This is a genomic window from Streptomyces sp. L500 (assembly GCF_054551825.1).
In genome coordinates this window covers 14,299-31,731 of the sequence record NZ_JBTOLC010000010.1, presented here as the reverse complement: position 1 = coordinate 31,731, position 17,433 = coordinate 14,299, and the positions used below count along the sequence as shown (strand labels likewise).

Below are 17,433 nucleotides of genomic sequence, written 5' to 3'. Positions count from 1 at the left end.
CCTAAGCTATTTTCTGATCGCTTGTGAGCGTGGGTCCGGCTGCCGAGGACACCGCGCGAAGACGACGACACTGGAGCGGACATGACCGTGGCCGAGGGCCTCAAATCAGCCATACGCGAGCGCGTTCTGGAACGCCGCGAGGGGCTTCTGGCGCTCAGCCGGCGCATTCACGCGCACCCCGAGACGGCCTTCGCCGAGCACCGGGCGGCCGCGTGGTGCGCGGAGGAGCTGCGGGAGCACGGCTTCGCCGTCACCGCCCCCGCCCACGGCCTGGAGACGGCGTTCACGGCGACCGTCGGCTCCGGCCCGGTCACCGTGGCCATCGCCTGCGAGTACGACGCCCTGCCCGGCCTCGGGCACGCCTGCGGCCACAATCTGATCGCTGCGGCGGGTGTCGGCGCGGCGCTGGGACTGGCCCCCTTCGCGGACGAACTGGGCCTGACCGTCCGGGTGCTGGGCACCCCGGCCGAGGAGCGCGGCGCGGGCAAGGCGCTGCTGCTGGAGGCGGGGGCCTTCGAAGGGGTGGACGCCGCGATGATGGTGCACCCCTGCCCGTTCGAGGTGGCCGAGTTCCGCTCGTTCGCGCTGGGCACGCTCTCGGTCGAGTACCGGGGGAAGGCCGCCCATCCCAGCCTCAACGCCCACGAGGGCCGCAACGCCGCCGACGCCCTGACGGTGGCGCAGGTCGCGCTGGGGCTGCTGCGCCAGCAGTTGCCGCCGCAGTGGAAGGTGCACGGGGTGACCACGGGGGCGGGGACGGCGCCCAATCTGATCCCCGACCGGGCGACCGCCGAGTACGAGATCCGCGCGTCGGCCGCCGAGGACCTGAGGTCACTGCGCGAGCGCGTCGAGGCGTGCTTCCGCGCCGGGGCGCTGGCCACCGGCTGCGAGGTGTCGCTGACCCGTCCCGAGCCGGACTACCTGGACTTCCGCACCGACCCCGGCCTGATCGCCCTGTGGACGGCCAACGCCCGGGCGCTGGGACGGCCCGAGCCGCTGTCGAAGGACGCGTTCGCCTGCACGGACATGGGCAACGTCTCGCACGTGGTGCCGTCGATCCACCCGGTGCTGGACATCACGGGCGGCTCGTGCGGCCCGCACGAGCCGGAGTTCGCCGAGGCGGCGGTCTCGCCGGAGGCGGAGCGGGCGATCCTCGACGGCGCGATCGGAATGGCGTGGACGGCCGCCGACTTCGCGGCGGCGCGCCGCGCGTAGCGCGGCGCGTCCTCGAACCCCGGACGGGCCGGCTTTCGCCGGCCCGTCCGGGGTGGTGGCTACTTCTTGAGCGCCTTGGTGATGTCGTCGATGACGACGTCGCTGGCGAGCGGACCGCCGCGGGTGGACCAGACCGAACCGTTCACGGTCACGGCGTGGTTCTTCTTCACCGCGTTCAGGTCCTTGTACGCGGGCTTCTCCTGGACGTCCTTCAGGGCCTTCTCGCCGTCCGAGGTCAGCGTGGAGAGGAACAGCCAGTCGCCGTCGATCTCGCTGATCTTCTCGAGGCTGAGCGCCGGGGTGTGGGCGTTGCCGTCCTTGTCCTGCGTCTTGGGGCGCTTGAGACCCATGTCCAGGGCGACGCCGCTGGCGAACTGCTTCTTCTCCATCCAGCTGGGGCCGTCCGGGTTCCAGCGGACGATGGAGACCTCGGCGCCCTTGTTCTCGCCGAGCTCCTCGCCGGCCTTCTTGGCCTTGGCCTCGTAGTCGGCGATGACCTTGTTGGCCTTGTCCAGGCTGTTGACGGCGTTGGCGACGCCCCGGAAGGACAGCTTCCAGTCGTCGGTCGGCGCCATGGTGACCAGGGTGGCCGGGGTGATCTCGCGGAGCTGCTTGAGGACGTTCTCGTCCTGCAGGTCACCGGCGAGGATCAGGTCGGGCTTGGCGGCGAGGACCTTGTCCATCACCGGCTGGAGCAGATTGCCGACGACGCTGATGCCCTTGACCTTGTCCTCCAGGTAGGCCGGGGGCTTGTTCAGGCCCTGGCCGTTGGTGATGCCCACCGGCTTGACGCCGAGCGCCAGCACCGCGTCCAGGTCCTCCTGGGTGAGGGTGACGACGCGCTTGGGGTGGGCGGGCACCTTGACGGCGGTGCCGGTCGCGTCCTTGATGGTGCGCGTCTCGCCGCCGGACGCCGCCTCGCTCTTCGTCTTGTCCGAGCCCGAACCCGAGTCCGAGTCGGAGCCGCAGCCGGTCAGCAGCAGCGCGGCCGCACCCACAGCGGCGAGAGCCTGCGCCGCGCGGCGCGGGGCGGACTGGAGGAGGCGGTTGGGCGAGGTCATCAGATGCTCCGGGCGTTGGGATACGAGAAGAGGGCGCCGTCCGGGATCACTCCCGCCGGACAACCTGGATATTAGGTTAGCCTTACCTTAAAGTCACCTCGCGGGGCGGGCCCCCTTCCGGCCCCCCTTCACCGCCCGTCTTCCCGCCCGCGCCGCAATCGCACAGCGAAGCGGCCCGCCGGGAACGGCGGGCCGCGGTATCCGTCCGGTGCCGGGAGGCTATTCCTGACGGAGGAACAGCAGCCGGGCGAGCACCCCCGCCCGGCGCGATTCCGGCTGGACCCCGTCCTCCGCGCCCTGGGGCACGTCCGGGCGCTCCTCGACGACGACGGGGGCGGGCTCCGGCTCGGGAGCGGGGCGGTGGGCGCGATAGGCCTCGGCGCGCACATAGGCGCCGAGAGCACGCGCGGCATCGATGCGCATGGCGTCACTCCTGTGTCTGAACTGCCGGCCTGCCGGGACGAGCCCGGGTGTCAGCGACGCCCCGCCCGGCGCGCGCGTCAGCGGCGAGGGTGGGCAGGGCGTGGCTGTGCTCAGCAGCGCAGAACGGAATGCTGCGCGTGGCCCGCGGCGACGGTGTCGCCGGGCGACGTGACCCGGCCGCCGGGGAGCCCCCCGGTCCCCCCGGCGGACGACGCGAAGGCCGGCGGGCAGACGATCCTGCCCGCCGGCCGCCCGACCCTCCCCGGACGTGGCACACGCTGCTCGGGCGCGCAGGCGACGCACTCGTCGGACGAGTCGTCGGACAGTGAGGCGGAGGCGAGGGTCTCCTCACGGACGGAGACGCGCTCCATCCCGGCGGACGCCGACCCGGTCAGCACCAGCAGCAGGGAGGCCAGCACGGCGACCGCCGCCCGCAGCGCGGACTGCGGTACCGCTGTGCGACCCCACATCGACATACACCAAGCGTAGATTCCGGGCCACCCCGGGTGCATTCCGTCGATCGGGTGAGATTACGCGGCTGAGTAGGGAATTCCCGGATATCTCCGGACCGATAAGACGACCGAATGCCCGGACGCGGCCTGGCTGGAAACCCTCCCCTCCCCCGACCGCCTCTCAACTGCCGCTCAACTCACAGGGCATCGCAGGAGTCCTGGGAGATGTCCGCGTTCCCGTACGAGAGGCGAGGAAGATGACCGCACGGTCCTTACGCAGAGCACTGACCGGGTTCGTGATGGCCGCGACGGCCGCCGGCACCCTCACCGCCACGGCCCCCGCCGCGTCCGCCGCGCCCGCCGGAGGGCGCGACCACCGCGCGACCCAGGAGGTGATGGACGCCGAGGTCGCGGCGGGCGTGCCCGGCGTCCTCGGGCAGGCCCGGGAGAGACTTCAGGACAGGACCGTCACCTGGAACGGGTCCTCCGGCGTCGCCGACCTGAACACCGGCCGGCCCCGGCTCCCCGAGGACCGGTTCCGGGTCGGCAGCATCAGCAAGGTCTTCGCCTCGGTCGTCCTCCTCCAGCTGGAGGCCGAGGGCAGGCTGAGCCTCGACGACACCGTGGAGAGCCGGCTGCCGGGCGTCCTGCGCGGCAACGGCGGTCACGACGGCCGCAACGTCACCATCCGCCAGCTGCTCAACCACAGCAGCGGGATCTACAACTACACGGAGGACGAAGGCTTCAAGAAGTACCTCTCCACCGAGTACATGCAGCGCCGCTTCGAGACGCGCACCCCGCGCGAACTCGTGGACGTGGCCCTGCGGCACGAGCCCTACTTCGCGCCCGGCACGGACTTCCACTACTCCAACACCAACTACATCCTCGCCGGGATGATCGTCGAGAAGGTCACCGGGCGCCCCTACGCCACCGAGATCACCCAGCGCGTCATCCGCCGCGCCGGGCTGCGCGCCACCACCTTCCCCGGCACCTCGCCCGCGATGCCCAACCCCCATGGGCGCGCCTACAGCAAGCTCCTCAAAACAGAACCGGACGCGAAGGTCTACGACGTCACCGAGCTCAACCCGTCCTGGGGCGGGGCGGCCGGCGCCATCATCTCCACCACCGGCGACCTCAACCGCTTCTACAACGTGCTGCTCGGCGGCAGGCTCCTGCCCGAGAAACAGCAGCGGGAGCTGCTCACCACCATCCCCATGGGGAAGGACTCGCAGGCCCGCTACGGGCTCGGCATCATGTCGGCCACCCTGTCGTGCGGGGTGACCGTCTGGAGCCACAGCGGCGGCATCCACGGCTCCACCTCCCTGGTGGTCTCCGACGAGAAGGGCGGCCACACCGCCGCGTTCAACTACAACGGCGACTGGCACGCCGACCTGGTCTCCCTGGTACAGGCCGAGTACTGCGGCCCCGCCAAGCCCACCGGTGCCGCGCGCGACACCCTGGACAAGCTCACCGCACCGCGCTGACGCGTACTCCGGATCTCCGGCGCGGGCCGGGGCCGGTGAGGTGTAATACGAGCGGACCGTGCCCGGTTCCCGGGCCCGGTCCGCTCTCTCGACGGAAGGAGCGGCCGTGGAACGACCGGACCGGGAGCGGGAGGAGTCGGCGGCCCGTCAGGCGGCCGCGCAGCTCACCGCGCAGGGCGTCCACGGCGTCGCCCTCGCCTGGGTGGACAACGCGGGCGTCTCCCGCGTCAAGACCGTCCCCACGAGCCGACTCGCGCACGCCGCCCGCTGGGGCGTGGGCATGTCGCCCTGCTTCGACGTCTACCTCGTCGACGACTCCAGCGTCACCAGCCCCCACATCGGCGGCCCCGACGGGGACCTCCGGCTCTTCCCCGACCTCGACCGGCTGACCGTGCTGGCCCCCCGGCCGGGCTGGGCCTGGGCGCCCGTCGACCGCTACGAGCAGCACGGCGGCCCGTACACCGCCTGCCAGCGGCGGTTCGCGCGCCGGGCGACCGAGGCTGCGGCCGCCCGGGGGCTGCGGCCGCGCATGGGGTTCGAGACCGAGTGGGTCGTGGCGCGGGCGGGCGCGGAGGGCCCCGAGCCGGCCTACGCCTGCGCCGGGCCCGCCTACGGGATGGCGCGGGTGACCGAACTGTCCGGCTATCTCGGCGACATCCTCGAAGCCCTCGCCGCCCAGCGCGTCGACGTCCTCCAGCTCCACCCCGAGTACTCGCCGGGGCAGTTCGAGGTGTCGGTCGCCCCGACGGACCCGGTGGGAGCGGCCGATCTCGCCGTGCTCGTCCGGGAGACAATCCGGGCCGTGTCCCTGGACCACGGCCTCGACGCGTTCTTCGGGCCCGTCGTCGTGCCCGGCGGCGTGGGCAACGGCGCCCACCTCCACCTCAGCCTCTGGGAGGACGACCGTCCCCTCTTCTCAGGCGGGGACGGCCCGTACGGCATGACGCGGGAGTGCGAGGCGTTCCTCGCCGGGATCCTCGCGGAGCTCCCGGCGCTGCTGGCCCTGGGCGCGCCGACGCCCGCGAGCTATCTGCGGCTCGCGCCCTCGCGGTGGGCGGGCGCGTTCCAGTGCTGGGGCCTGGAGAACCGGGAGGCCGCGCTGCGCTTCATCACCGGTGCCCCGGACGCCCCCGGGGCGGCCAACGCCGAGGTCAAGTGCTTCGACCCGGCCGCCAACCCCTATCTCGTCGTCGGCGCGGTCCTCACCGCCGGGCTGGCCGGGCTGGACGCCGGGCTCGCCCTGCCGCCGCCGGTGAGCGGCGACCCGGCGGCCACGGGCGTCGCACCGCGCCTGCCCGCCTCGCTCGGCGAGGCGGTGGAGCACTTCGAGCGCTCGGGGCTGCTGCGCGACGCGCTCGGCGACGCCCTGTTCGAGGCCCTCGTGGCCGTCCGCAAGGGAGAGGTACGGCTGTTCGACGGCGTTCCGCCCGAGGAGATCGCGGCGGCCACCCGGGGGCGGTACTGAGATGCCCTCCCCGTCGCTGCCCCCGCTGGTCGACCAGCACTGCCACGGCGTGGTGCGCGGCGACCTCACGGACGCCGCCTTCGAGGCGTGGCTCACCGAGTCGGACGCGGCCGCCGCGCCCGGCACCAGTTTCTTCGACACCCAGCTCGGCTTCGCCGTGCGCCGCTGGTGCCCTCCCCTGCTGGACCTGGAGCCGCACGCCCCGCCCCGCCGCTATCTCGACCGCCGCCGCGAGCTGGGCGCGGCCGAGGCCACCCGGCGGCTGCTGGGGGCGACCGGCATCGGCGCCTATGTGGTGGACACCGGGCTGCCGGGCGACCTGACGACGCCCCAGGAGCTGGCGGCGGCCGGCGGGGGCGTCCCGTGCCATGAGATCGTCCGCCTGGAGTCGCTGACGGAGGGGCTCGCCGACCGCGCCGACGGCACGGCCGCCTTCCTGGACGCCCTGGACGGGGCGGTGGCGGACGCGGCCCGCACGGCCGTGGGCTTCAAGTCGCTGGCCGCCTACCGGCACGGGCTGGACCTCCCGCCCGAACGGCCCCGGCCGGCCGAGGTGCGCGTGGCCGCCGACCGGTGGCTGGTCACCCGGTCCCCCGGCGAGCGGCTGACCGACCCCGTGCTGCTGCGGCACCTGCTGTGGTCGGCCGCCGGCACCGGGCTGCCGCTGCAGATCCACACCGGCTTCGGCGACCCCGACCTGCGGCTGCGCCGCAGCGACCCGCTGCTGCTCACCGACTTCGTCCGGGCGGTGCGCCCCACCGGCTGCACGGTGGTCCTGCTGCACTGCTATCCGTACCACCGCGGCGCCGCCTATCTCGCGGCCGTCTTCCCGCACGTCTACGCCGACGTGGGGCTGGCCCTCACCCACACCGGGGCGCGGGCCGGGGCCGTGCTGGCGGAGATGCTGGAGCTGACGCCGTTCGGCAAGCTGCTGTTCTCGACGGACGCCTACGGGCTGGCGGAGCTCTACGTCGTGGGGGCGGAGCTCTTCCGGCGGGGGCTGGTCCGGCTGGTGACGGAGTGGGTGCGGGAGGGCGCCTGGCCGGCCGGGGACGCGGAGCGGGTCGCGGCCCTGATCGCCGCGGGCAACGCCCGGCGCGTGTACGGCCTGGAAACCGCCGACGGACACCCGGCCACGACCGGGTGACCCCGGCTACGCGCGGGGATCGCCGGGCGTGGTCCTCCTGCGGTAGGCGGTCGTCAGTTCGCGGCCGCATCGGGTTCCCGCCATACGGAGAGGACAATTTCGCTACTCTGGGCGGTCGAGCCGCCGACGCGGGGAGGACCCATGACCACCGGACCGTGGAGCATCGAGCGCATTCGCGACGCTCTCGGCAGCCCCGACCTCTCCCAACGCTTCATCGGCGAGATCGGCCGGGCCCCGGCGCACGAGATGCTGACCGTCTTCGCGAAGTGGCAGGGCATCGCCGAGCGTACGCTCGCCGCCGTCGAGCGTGGCCGGCAGGCGGCGGCCGCCGAGGCGGCGGGCGGCGAGGTCCCCGGCGAGTGGATCGACATCACCCAGAAGGTCCAGGAGGACGCCGCCCTCGTTCGCTCCCACAGGACCCCCTGCGGCTGAGAACCTGGAGCGGTGTACGCGCTCAAGTACGACGCCACGATAGCCGCCGTCTGGGACTCCCTCCCGCCGTCGGTGAGCGCACGGCTCAGCGACGTCCTCGCCTCGGCCTGCACGGACCCGTTCACGGTGACCGTCCCGTACGGCGAGGACGACGGGATCATGCGGATGCTGGTGCTGGACGAGGTCCTCGTCGTCATCTATCTGGGGCACCAGACGAAGACCCTACACATCTATCAGATCGACTATCTGGGCTGACCCGCCCGGGCCAGCCCGGCCAGTACGTCGGCGGCCCGGTCGAGTTCCTCCTCGGTGTTGTAGTAGTGGGGGGAGAGCCGCACCAGCGGGTGGACGTCCCGGCCCTCGGTCCGCGCCTGATCGGGCGAGGTCAGGCTCACATTGATCCCCTGCCGGGCCAGGGCGTCCTTGACCTCGGCGGCGGGCACCCCGGCCACCCGGGCGGTGACGATGGCGCACCGCTCGCGGCCCAGGTCGTGGGTGGTGACGCCCGGCAGCGCGTCGAGCCGCTCCCGCAGCGCGGCGCCCAGGGCCAGGGTCCGTTCGCCGGTCACGGCCGGGCCGAGTTCCAGGGCCTGGCGGACGGCGCTGCCCAGGCCGAGGACGGCGGCGTAGTTCATCTCGAACGTGGTGAACCGCCGGCTCCCCGACTGCCAGACGAAGCCGTCCTTGTCGTCCCAGACGCCCGCGGAGACCTCGCTGACGTGGGGTTCGAGGCGCTCCAGCGCCTCGGTGCGCACCCACAGGAATCCGGTGCCGCGCGGTCCGCGCAGGAACTTCCGGCCGGTGGCGGCGAGCATGTCGCAGCCGATCTCGTGGACGTCGACGGGGAACTGACCGACCGACTGGGTGGCGTCCAGCAGGAACGGCACCCCGGCCCGGCGGGTGATCCGGCCGATGGCGGCGACCGGGTTCACCAGGCCGCCGCCGGTAGGGACGTGGGTGACGCCGACCAGCCGGACCCGCTCGTCGATGAGCTCCTCGAGGGCGGCGGTGTCCAGCCGCCCGTGCTCGTCGTCCGGGACCACGACGACCTCGGCGCCGGTGCGCCGGGCGAGGTGGAGATAGGCCAGCATGTTGCTGCCGTACTCGGCGTGCCCGGTCAGGATCCGGTCGCCGGGGCGGAAGGGGATCGCGTAGCAGGCGGCCTGCCAGGCGTGGGTCGCGTTGTCGAAGAGCGCCACCTCCCCGGCGCGCCCGCCGATGAGCTCGGCGACGGCGGCGGGGACCGCCTCGATGGCCTCCAGCCGCTCGGTCGCGGCCTCGTAGCCGCCGATGCGGGCCTCGAGTTCGAGGTGGGCGGTCACGGTCTCCAGGGTCCGGCGGGAGAGCAGTCCGGCGCCCGCGTTGTTCAGATGGGCGCGGTGGGCGCAGCCGGGGGTGCCGGCGCGCAGTGCGGCGATGTCCATGACGTGCGGTCCTCCTGAGGGAGAAGGGTCGTCCGACCGGTCGACTTCAGCACGGAACCGGGGGTGGCACCAGTACCACCCCGAGAACGGATGGCAGCGGGATCGATCATGTACCTGCCGAACGCGAGCATTGCTGATGTCACCGCACATCGCGCAGGAGGATTCGATGTCCGCATCCGGTAAGCCCCGTCGTCGTACCGCGTCCGCCGTCTCGGGCGCCATAGCGGCCGCCCTGGCCGTCGCCGCCCTTCCGGCGGTCACCGCCCAGGCCGCCGAGGCCCACCCGCGGCCGGCCGCGACGGCGGCCGCGCCGTCCGTGCCGTCCCGCTACGCGGACCAGAAGCTCGACTGGCGGCCGTGCGAGGGCGACCCGTCGCTGGAGTGCGCGACGATGACCGTTCCGCGCGACTGGCACCACCCGGACGCCGGCCCCGACATCACCATCGCCGTCTCCCGGCACAAGGCGGGCGACCCGGCGAAGCGGCGCGGGGTGCTGATGATGGCGGCGGGCGGGCCCGGCGGCCAGGGGCTGCTCAGGCCCGGGGGCTTCGCGAAGTCCTCGCCCTCGGTGGCCGCCGTGTACGACGTGGTCAGCTTCGACCAGCGCGGCGTGGGGCGCAGCACCCACGCCACGTGCCAGACCAAGGAGGAGTTCCCGGCCTTCATGGCCGGTGACTACCGGGACCGCTCCCCCGCCGCGATCCAGGGGGTGCTGGACCGCGCGCGGAAGCTCGTGAACGACTGCCAGGAGCGCAGCGGCGGGCTGCTGCCCTATCTGACCACCGAGCAGACGGCCCGTGACATGGACCTCTACCGCGCGCTGCTGGGCGCGCCGAAGATCTCGTACTACGGTGCCTCGTACGCCACGACGGTCGGCGCCTACTACGCCACGCTCTTCCCCCGGCGCGTCGAGCGCGCCGTGCTGGACAGCAATATCGACTTCGGCAGCTCGATGGAGCGGTGGATGACGGGCCAGCCGAAGAGCTTCCAGCGCCGCTTCGACGAGGACTTCCTGCCGTGGCTGGCCAAGAACGACGGCGTGTACCACTACGGGCGCACGGCCGCCGAGGCGAAGGCGAACTGGGAGCGGCGGCGCGCGGCTCTCCACGACCGCCCGCTGACCGTCGGCTCGGCCGTCCTCGACCCCAATATGTTCGACGCCGGGACGAGCTCGGCGATCTACAAGGCGTCGCGGGGCTTCCCCGCGCTGGCGGGTGCGCTCGCGGCCCTCGACCACTGGGACACCGCGACGCCGCAGGAGAAGGGCCTCGTCGGGCAGCTCTTCGGCCAGTCCCCCGATCCGGGCTTCTTCGCCGAGTACTTCTCGGTCACCTGCAACGACACCCCGTGGAACCGTGACCTCGACCGCTGGATCGCGCGGAGCGCCAAGGACACCGTGAACCTGCCGCTGCTCGGTGCCCGCGAGCTCGCCTACGCTTCCGTCTGCGCGTTCTGGCCGAGGTCGGGCGCGCCCGAGGTGAAGGTGACCGGCGCCGGCCTGCCGGCCACGCTCATGGTCAATTCGACGCACGACCCGGCCACCTACTACGAGGGAGCGCTGCGGGCCCACCGCGCGCTGCGCGGCTCGCGGCTGGTCACCGTCACCGGCGACGGTGACCACGGCCAGTACCAGAACGGCAACGCCTGCGTGGACGCCACCGTCGACGCCTATCTCCTCGACGGGAAGCTGCCCGCCCGGGACACCACCTGCGCCGCCAAGCCGCTGCCCGTGCCGGCCGGCGCGGCCGGATAGCCGCCGTGCCGTATCCGGTCCGGGTGCCCCCTCGTTGAGTCGGCAGGGCGGCGGCAGGAAGGCCGGGAGATGCGCATCCAGATCATCACAGCGGGCACGATGGGCTCGGTCGCCCCCTACACCGGTCTCGGTCACCGGCTGTTCGCCGAGGGCCATGACGTGGAGATCGTCACCCACGCGAAGTTCGCGGACGTGGTGGCCTGCTGCGGGCTGCGGATGCGCGCCCTGGCGGCGGACCCGTTCGAAGACCTGCTGGACGCCCACGCCAGGATGCGGCGCGGCCCGCGGTCGCCGCTGGCCGGTGTGCGGTTCGTCCGGGCCACCGAGCGGGCGGCACTCTCCCTCGTCGACGGCATCCTCACCGGGATCGACCTCAAGGCCGACCTGGTCCTGCTGTCGGCCCTCACGGCACCGCTGGGCCGGGTGGTGGCGGACTACCACGCGCTGCCGAGCATGGGCGTCTTCCTCCAGCCCGACACCCCCACCTCCGCGTTCTCCCCGTGCACGACGGCCTGGCGGCCGCCGGGGCACGCCAACCGGCTGCGCGGCCACGTGGCGAACGCCCTGCTGGACGCGGTCTACTCCGCCGCGAACCGGGAGCTGCACCTCCGGCTCGGCCTGGCCCACCGCGGCACCCACCGGCTGCGCGTGGCGCGGGAGCGCGCCGGCTGGCCGATCTGGCACGGCTTCAGCCCCTCGGTGGTGCCCCGCCCGGCCGACTGGCGGCCCGGGCTGGGCGTGGCGGGCTACTGGTGGCCGCACGAGTGCGCGGACTGGCAGCCTCCGGCGCTGGTCACGGACTTCCTCGCAGCCGGCCCGCCGCCGGTGTTCGTGGGTTTCGGCAGCATGATGCCCGGCGACCCGGGGCGGCTGGCCGGGCTGACGGCCGAGGCGCTGCGCCGGGCGGGGCTGCGGGGGGTGGTGCAGTCCGGCTGGGCCGGGCTGTCCGTGCTGAACGACGACGTCATCACCGTCGGCCCGATGCCCCACGGCTGGCTGATGCCGCGCACGGCGGCCGTGGTGCACCACGCGGGCGCCGGGACGACGGCGGCCGGGCTGCGCGCCGGGGTGCCGGCGGTGCCGGTGCCGGTCCTCACCGACCAGCCGTGGTGGGCCGAGCGGCTGACGCGGCTGGGCGTGAGCCCGGGGGCGCTGCCGTTCGCCCGGCTGACCGCCGACCGGCTGGCCGCCGCCCTGCGCCGGGCCACGGGCGAGCCCCGGTTCGCCCGGCGCGCCACCGAACTGGCGGCCCGGCTGGGGCTGGAGGACGGGGCGGGGGCCGTGGCCCGCGCGGTCGGGGAGCGCGGCCGGTGACGGGCCCGCCGGCACCGACGCCCCCGAAGGCCCCCACGCGACGAGGAGACCCGTGACCCCGCAACCCCGTCCCGCCGGCCTCGCCCCCGAGGCCCCGGCCCCGGGCGCCGAGCGCCCGGCCGCCCGTCCCATGCCCCCGCTGGACGCCTGGATGTACCGGGACCAGAACAGCGGGACGATCTGCCTGACCTGGTGCCTGGTCGCCTGGTTCCAGGGCTCGCCGCCGTCCCTTCCGGAGCTGCGCGGGCGGGTCCAGCGCCGGTGGGGGCACCACGAGCGGCTGTCCCTGACGCCCTGTACGCCCGGTGCCGCGCCGGACGCGTGGCCGCAGTGGACGCCGGGGCCGGACTTCGACCCCGGGCACCACGTCGTCGCGTCCACCGCGCCCGACGGGCTGGAGGCCCGGGCGGCCCAGCTGCTCGCCCAGCCCCTGGGCCCGGCCCGGCCGCCGTGGCAGCTCCATCTGCTGCCCACGGACGAGGGCTTCGCCCTGCTGCTGCGCACCCACCACGCGCTGCTGGACGGGGTGTCGGGCATCACGCTGCTGCGCGCCCTGCTCGACGCGCCGGCGCCGGAGCCGACCGTGCCCGGCCCGCGCGCCCGTCCGGCGCCCGGCCGGACGGATCCTCCCCGCTTCGGGCCGGTCCGCGCGCTGGCGGACCTGCTGCCCCGGGCCCGGCCGCTGCCGTTCCACGGTCCGGTGGACTCCCGGCGGGCGGTGGGCTGGAGCCGGGTGCCGCTCGCCGAGGTGAGCACGGCCCGGGACGCCCTGCCCTCGGGACGCGCGTCGGCCAACGCGGTCTTCCTCGCCGCGACGGCCGGGGCGCTGCGCGCGGCGGGCGCCACCGGGCGGCTGCCGTGGCTGCCGGGGGTCTGCGCGATGGTTCCCGTGGACGTGCGGGACGGCGACGGTCCGGTGGTCCTCGGCAATCACTACGCCACGGTCCGCGTGCCGCTGCCGGCGCACGAGGACCCCCGGCGGCGGCTGGCGGCCGTCGACGGTTTCACCCGGCGGGCGGAGTTCAAGCGCCGGGCGCGGGCCCAGGCGCTCCTGGTGGCGTCGCGGCCCCGGAAGCACGGGCCGCTGGGCGACGCCCTCGGCCGTTACGCGAACTCGTCCCTGTACTCCTCGCTGCTGTGCAGCAGTGTGGCGACCCACGCCGGCGCTCTGGGCCTCGGCCCGTCCCGGCTCGTCGGCGTCGGCGGGCTGCCGCCGCTGGGGCCGGAGCGGGCGCTGGCGGTGACCATGTTCCTCCACGACGCGCACGCGGTGGTGGCCGTGGTCACCGACCACGGCCATCAGGCGCTGGCCGCGCGGCTGCCGTCGCTCATCCGCGAGGAGATCCACGCGATGCGGCCCTGAGCGGTGGATCGTGACCCGTACGGCCGACCCTCCGTTATCAAGCCCTGTACGGCATATGGGCAGTAACGTCCCCCCATTGGCCGTCGTTCCTCTGGTGAAGGCCCCCCACGAACGGAGACCGGCCGTGCCGACGCGTACCGCCCTCTTGGAAGAGGTCATCCCGCTCACTCTCGACGGTTACGCGTACAGCGGCCGGGTCGTCCACCAGCCGGACGCCAGAATCGCGCCCATCGTCTTCGTGGGCGGGGCGTTCCAGTACCAGAACGCCTGGGGGCGGCTGGAGCAGGGTTGTCTGGAGGCGGCCAGCGTCATCACGGTGGACCTCCCCGGCTGGGGCGGCGCGGACCGGCTGCCCGCCCGCTTCGGCTTCGACTTCCTGGCCGAGGCGCTGGACCAGTTGGTGTCCAAGGTGGCCCCGGCGCCCGTCAACGTCCTGGCGACGTCCTACGGCACGGCCGTGGCCTGTGAATGGGCCCGGCGGCACCCCGGGCGGGTCGCGCACCTGGCGCTCGTCGGCACGATGTCCCACCTCACGGCGGGGACCCGGAGCACGGTCGAGCGCACCCTGCGCCTGCTGGCGGAGGAGCGGCACGCGGAGTTCGTGGAGTCCGTACTGGAGGGCATGGCGTGCCTCTCCCCGCGGGTGACGATCTCGCGCCGGGCCACCGTCGTCAGATGCCTGACCCGGGCCCTGCGCGATATGACCCCCGACGACCTCGTCAAGTACCGCGACAACTCCCGGCGCCTGCTGACGCACGCCCGGCTGCCCGGCGGCGGCGCGGTACGGGCCCCGGCGCTGGTCGTCACGGGTGAGCACGACCCCCTGAGTACCCCCGCGCTGGGCCGGGAGGCGGCGGCCCGGCTGCCCGACGCCCGGTTCACCATGCTCCGGGACGCGGACCACCTGGTCCATCTCGAGTGCCCGGCCGCACTCGTCGACCTGGTGCTGCGCTTCTTCTCCGGCGACTCCCTGGACGGGCTGGACTACTGCCACCCGGTCGAATATCTGCGGCGTCCGGCGCGGGGCGCGGCGCGGGGTTCGGTGCCCGCGCCGCGCCCGCCCAAGGAGACGTGAGAAACCCTTCGGCCGGAACCGGTCGGAATCAGTCCTCGTGGGCGCCCTTGGGGAGCTTCCGGAGCGTCATCCTGGTCTTCTCCCCGAAGGCGTAGTCCAGCATTTTCGCGGCGTCCGGATAACGGGCCGCGGCGTCGTTGAGAATGACGCCGACGACGGTGCGGCCCTTTTGCGTGGCGGCGAATACCAGGCAGGGCCCGGCCGCCTGTGTCGTTCCGGTCTTCACTCCGACGACGCCCCGGTAGGAACCGAGGAGTTTGTTGGTGTTGTACCAGGTGTAGAGGCGATTGACGTTCGTCGCCTTCTGCTGGGTGTTCAGCGACCGGACCACCGAGCCGAGCGCCGCGTTCCGCAGCGCGTGCCGGGTGAGCAGGGCGATGTCGTGCGGGGTGCCGTAGTTCGCGCCGGTGCCGGAGATGCCGTCGAACGAGTCGTAGCGGGTGTCGCGCATGCCCAGTTCGCGAGCCTTGGCGTTCATGGCGGCGACGAAGGAGCGGGTGCGCTCCTCCTCCGTGTCCCCGCTGCCGAAGGTGTCGGCGAGGGCGTAGGCGGCGTCGCAGCCGGAGGGCAGCATCAGGGCGTAGAGCAGCTGGCGTACGGTCAGTTCGTCGCCGGTGCGCAGGTCGGCGGTGCTGGCGCCGGTCCGGGCCACGTAGTCGCGGTAGGCCTGCTTGACGGGGACCTCGCGGCCCAGTTCCCCGGCGTGTTCGTCGAGGACGACCACGGCCGTCATGATCTTGGTGGTGCTGGCCATCTGCCGCCGGGTGTCGCCCTCCTTGCTCCACAGCGGGCGGCCCGTGCCGCCGTCGAGCAGATAGGCGCCCTTGGCGCCGATTCCCGCCGGTCCGCCCGCCGCTTCGGCGGTGGCCGCCGGCAGGGCGAGCGCGACGGCCGCGACCGACGCGGTCACGGCCGCTCCCCAGCGGCGCGGCCGTGCCTCGCGTCTCCCATATCGCTGCATAGAGTCTCCAGATTTCCTCGGACGATCGGATCGGGGCGTGCGCATGCTCGCACCCGGTGCCGCGCCGGAGGAAATCCCTTTCACTCTTCAGTGAATACGGTCGGATGATCAGCCGATAGTCGAACGGAAAACCCGATCAGATCGAGCAGAGGCCCTTCGCGTGGTCGACCGTCGCGGTCGCCTGCGAATAGGTCCACTCGGGGTCCAGCAGCTTGTTCTCCAGCTGCTTCGCCGCCTCGGGATTCTCGACGATGTAGCCGAAGTCCTGGAGCCAGGACGGGTAGAGGTTCTTCGAGCCGATGTAGAAGGCGGAGCTGTCCACGGACACCAGCTTGTGGTGGAGGGCGTAGGGGTGGCCCTCGGCCCACTTGGCGCTGTCCGAGCTGCGGAAGGTGGCCAGCTGGAGGTTGGCGCACATGGCGGCCCGGGCCTTGCCCTGATCACCCGTCACCAGGGCGAGGCGGCCGCGGAGGGTGTCGCTGATCTCGGCCAGGGACTTGATCTGCGAGTAGCCGCCGCTGCCGACCGCGCCGCGGTTGGCCGGGTCGCTGACGACGATGCGGACCTTCACACCGGCCGCGAGCTTGGCGGCGAGCTGGTCGTAGAGCCGGATGTCGTAGCGGGCGATGGGCGGGCAGGTGGCGTTGAGGTCCTGCTGGGAGATGACCACGCTGCGCTCGGCGCTGGCCACCAGGGCGCGCAGGGCGCTCTCCTCGGGGTTGACCGTGTCGTAGTCGCGGTCGGCGTTGGTCTTGTCCGGCAGGCCGACGACGCACTTGGTGTCCGGGGCGGTCGGCAGCTGGGGCCGGAACGCCGAGGACGGGTCGGAGTCCTTGATGCCGACGCCCAGACCGCCGACCGCGATCACGGGGACGTTCCCGGTGCGCGCGGCGGGGGCCGGGTTGGCGTCCTTCTCCATCGTCGGCATGCAGTCGCCGCCCGAGGAGGTGAACCAGACGTTGGCGACGTTGCTCTTGTTCCGGCAGGTCCACGTCCACAGCGTGTCCAGGTAGCGGCCCGCCGAGGTGGCGGCCGGGCCGGTGAGGGCCATGTCCACGTCGGTCACCGGGTGTTCCGTGCCGACGTAGTCGCCCTGCCAGCTGTTGATGCCGCCGGCGACGGCCGAGGCGCCGTCCACGACGAGCAGCTTGGAGTGGTTCCACGAGAAGCTGGTCTTGGAGGTGGTCATCGAGGCGACGTTCAGCGTGACACTGTCGGCCGCCTTGCCGAGCCGGGCCTTGAGGTCGTCGCGGTACTTCGACGGCAGGACGTTGATGTGGTAGACCGGCGCGGCGCCGACCAGCACCCGGACCTTCAGCTTGTTCCCGGAGGCGACGGCCGCCTTGAGGCCGGCGGCTATCGCGTCCTGGAACGCGCCGTCGGGGAAGGGCGCGAGGGTGGAGATGTCCACCGTGCGCTTGGCCTGCGAGATGTTCTCCGTGATCTTCGCCAGCAGCCGCTTGGTGCCCGGGCGGTCGGCGCACTTGTCGTCGCCCCAGCAGCCGGGGGTCTGCAGCAGCCAGCCCGCCGGGTCATCGGCGGAGGCGTCGAGCCTGTTGCCCTCGGTGCGCTCCCAGACGTCGCCCTCGAGACCGGGCGAGACCTCGCGCAGCGCCTTCTCCACGGCGTCGAGGTGCGGGGTGGCGGAGGAGGCCGCGAAGGCGGGGGCCGCCGGCAGGGCGGCGAGGGCGACGGCCGAGACCGCCGCGCAGGAGGCGAGACGGTGTAAACGGCGGAGCCGGTGGCGAAGCATTGGTGCGTCCTTCAACAAGTAATGATTCCGTGAACGGAAGGCCAACAGATGGCCAACGGAAGATCAACGCGCAGAAACTATCAGCTCTCCGGACGCGTACATCTCACGTAT

At 73.2% G+C, this 17,433-nt stretch carries 16 protein-coding genes; 10 read left to right on the top strand and 6 right to left on the bottom strand.

Annotation, left to right across the window (positions count from 1 at the left end):
• The first annotated feature begins 81 nt into the window (after nt 1–81).
• Complete coding sequence (locus ACX9I7_RS12530) at nt 82–1,215, top strand: M20 family metallopeptidase (RefSeq protein WP_387568273.1); 1,134 nt, start codon at nt 82–84, stop codon at nt 1,213–1,215.
• A gap of 59 nt (nt 1,216–1,274) precedes the next feature.
• On the opposite strand, the gene ACX9I7_RS12525 is transcribed toward ACX9I7_RS12530, so the two are convergent.
• From ACX9I7_RS12525 to ACX9I7_RS12515, 3 genes are all read right to left on the bottom strand, one after another.
• A complete protein-coding gene (locus tag ACX9I7_RS12525) occupies nt 1,275–2,276 on the bottom strand; it encodes an ABC transporter substrate-binding protein (RefSeq protein WP_387568270.1) in 1,002 nt (333 codons plus the stop codon).
• A gap of 219 nt (nt 2,277–2,495) precedes the next feature.
• Nucleotides 2,496–2,699, bottom strand: a complete 204-nt coding sequence (locus ACX9I7_RS12520; protein ID WP_387568267.1) for a hypothetical protein — start codon at nt 2,697–2,699, stop codon at nt 2,496–2,498.
• 110 nt (nt 2,700–2,809) lie between these two features.
• Nucleotides 2,810–3,175, bottom strand: a complete 366-nt coding sequence (locus ACX9I7_RS12515) for a hypothetical protein (protein WP_387568264.1) — start codon at nt 3,173–3,175, stop codon at nt 2,810–2,812.
• A 233-nt stretch (nt 3,176–3,408) separates the two neighbouring features.
• Here ACX9I7_RS12515 and ACX9I7_RS12510 point away from each other — a divergent pair, with 233 nt between their 5' ends.
• From ACX9I7_RS12510 to ACX9I7_RS12490, 5 genes are all read left to right on the top strand, one after another.
• On the top strand, nt 3,409–4,635 hold the full coding sequence (locus ACX9I7_RS12510) for a serine hydrolase domain-containing protein (protein WP_387568261.1): 1,227 nt from the start codon (nt 3,409–3,411) through the stop codon (nt 4,633–4,635).
• 106 nt (nt 4,636–4,741) lie between these two features.
• Nucleotides 4,742–6,100, top strand: a complete 1,359-nt coding sequence (locus ACX9I7_RS12505) for a type I glutamate--ammonia ligase (RefSeq protein ID WP_459387349.1) — start codon at nt 4,742–4,744, stop codon at nt 6,098–6,100.
• Between the two features lies 1 nt (nt 6,101).
• Nucleotides 6,102–7,247 (top strand): amidohydrolase family protein, encoded by a 1,146-nt coding sequence (locus tag ACX9I7_RS12500; protein ID WP_459387348.1) that lies wholly within the window; start codon nt 6,102–6,104, stop codon nt 7,245–7,247.
• A gap of 141 nt (nt 7,248–7,388) precedes the next feature.
• Nucleotides 7,389–7,679, top strand: coding sequence for a hypothetical protein (locus ACX9I7_RS12495; protein WP_126917195.1), 291 nt, complete (start codon nt 7,389–7,391; stop codon nt 7,677–7,679).
• Nucleotides 7,680–7,691: 12 nt separating this feature from the next.
• A complete protein-coding gene (locus ACX9I7_RS12490) occupies nt 7,692–7,934 on the top strand; it encodes a hypothetical protein (RefSeq protein WP_126917194.1) in 243 nt (80 codons plus the stop codon).
• On the opposite strand, the gene ACX9I7_RS12485 is transcribed toward ACX9I7_RS12490, so the two are convergent.
• The gene (locus ACX9I7_RS12485) at nt 7,922–9,103 is read right to left on the bottom strand and encodes an aminotransferase class V-fold PLP-dependent enzyme (RefSeq protein ID WP_387568251.1); all 1,182 of its coding nucleotides are present in this window, start codon (nt 9,101–9,103) and stop codon (nt 7,922–7,924) included. The genes ACX9I7_RS12490 and ACX9I7_RS12485 overlap by 13 nt on opposite strands.
• 166 nt (nt 9,104–9,269) lie before the next feature.
• Between ACX9I7_RS12485 and ACX9I7_RS12480 the strand changes: the two genes are divergently transcribed.
• The 4 genes from ACX9I7_RS12480 to ACX9I7_RS12465 all read left to right on the top strand — a co-directional run bounded on the left by ACX9I7_RS12480 (nt 9,270) and on the right by ACX9I7_RS12465 (nt 14,608).
• Nucleotides 9,270–10,856 carry an alpha/beta hydrolase gene (locus ACX9I7_RS12480; protein WP_459387347.1) on the top strand — a complete coding sequence of 529 codons (1,587 nt, stop codon included), beginning with the start codon at nt 9,270–9,272 and terminating at the stop codon, nt 10,854–10,856.
• A 69-nt stretch (nt 10,857–10,925) separates the two neighbouring features.
• Nucleotides 10,926–12,170: a glycosyltransferase gene (locus tag ACX9I7_RS12475; RefSeq protein ID WP_387568246.1), complete on the top strand. Its 1,245-nt coding sequence runs from the start codon at nt 10,926–10,928 to the stop codon at nt 12,168–12,170.
• A 52-nt stretch (nt 12,171–12,222) separates the two neighbouring features.
• Entirely contained in the window at nt 12,223–13,533 is a 1,311-nt protein-coding gene (locus ACX9I7_RS12470) for a wax ester/triacylglycerol synthase domain-containing protein (RefSeq protein ID WP_459387346.1), read from the top strand.
• Nucleotides 13,534–13,657: 124 nt separating this feature from the next.
• A complete protein-coding gene (locus ACX9I7_RS12465) occupies nt 13,658–14,608 on the top strand; it encodes an alpha/beta fold hydrolase (protein WP_387568240.1) in 951 nt (316 codons plus the stop codon).
• A 28-nt stretch (nt 14,609–14,636) separates the two neighbouring features.
• Here the strand turns inward: ACX9I7_RS12465 and ACX9I7_RS12460 are convergent, their stop codons facing one another.
• Nucleotides 14,637–15,569, bottom strand: a complete 933-nt coding sequence (locus ACX9I7_RS12460; protein ID WP_459387345.1) for a D-alanyl-D-alanine carboxypeptidase family protein — start codon at nt 15,567–15,569, stop codon at nt 14,637–14,639.
• A gap of 136 nt (nt 15,570–15,705) precedes the next feature.
• On the bottom strand, nt 15,706–17,322 hold the full coding sequence (locus ACX9I7_RS12455) for a phospholipase D-like domain-containing protein (protein ID WP_387568235.1): 1,617 nt from the start codon (nt 17,320–17,322) through the stop codon (nt 15,706–15,708).
• Nucleotides 17,323–17,433 lie beyond the last annotated feature (111 nt).

Excerpts from the sequence above, each read along its gene's own strand:
- ACX9I7_RS12510 (WP_387568261.1), top strand. The coding sequence starts at position 3,409 with ATGACCGCACGGTCCTTACGCAGAGCACTGACCGGGTTCGTGATGGCC.
- ACX9I7_RS12520 (WP_387568267.1), bottom strand. The coding sequence starts at position 2,699 with ATGCGCATCGATGCCGCGCGTGCTCTCGGCGCCTATGTGCGCGCCGAG.
- ACX9I7_RS12460 (WP_459387345.1), bottom strand. The coding sequence starts at position 15,569 with ATGCAGCGATATGGGAGACGCGAGGCACGGCCGCGCCGCTGGGGAGCG.
- ACX9I7_RS12530 (WP_387568273.1), top strand. The coding sequence starts at position 82 with ATGACCGTGGCCGAGGGCCTCAAATCAGCCATACGCGAGCGCGTTCTG.
- ACX9I7_RS12515 (WP_387568264.1), bottom strand. The coding sequence starts at position 3,175 with ATGTCGATGTGGGGTCGCACAGCGGTACCGCAGTCCGCGCTGCGGGCG.
- ACX9I7_RS12480 (WP_459387347.1), top strand. The coding sequence starts at position 9,270 with ATGTCCGCATCCGGTAAGCCCCGTCGTCGTACCGCGTCCGCCGTCTCG.
- ACX9I7_RS12525 (WP_387568270.1), bottom strand. The coding sequence starts at position 2,276 with ATGACCTCGCCCAACCGCCTCCTCCAGTCCGCCCCGCGCCGCGCGGCG.
- ACX9I7_RS12495 (WP_126917195.1), top strand. The coding sequence starts at position 7,389 with ATGACCACCGGACCGTGGAGCATCGAGCGCATTCGCGACGCTCTCGGC.
- ACX9I7_RS12475 (WP_387568246.1), top strand. The coding sequence starts at position 10,926 with ATGCGCATCCAGATCATCACAGCGGGCACGATGGGCTCGGTCGCCCCC.
- ACX9I7_RS12455 (WP_387568235.1), bottom strand. The coding sequence starts at position 17,322 with ATGCTTCGCCACCGGCTCCGCCGTTTACACCGTCTCGCCTCCTGCGCG.
- ACX9I7_RS12485 (WP_387568251.1), bottom strand. The coding sequence starts at position 9,103 with ATGGACATCGCCGCACTGCGCGCCGGCACCCCCGGCTGCGCCCACCGC.
- ACX9I7_RS12500 (WP_459387348.1), top strand. The coding sequence starts at position 6,102 with ATGCCCTCCCCGTCGCTGCCCCCGCTGGTCGACCAGCACTGCCACGGC.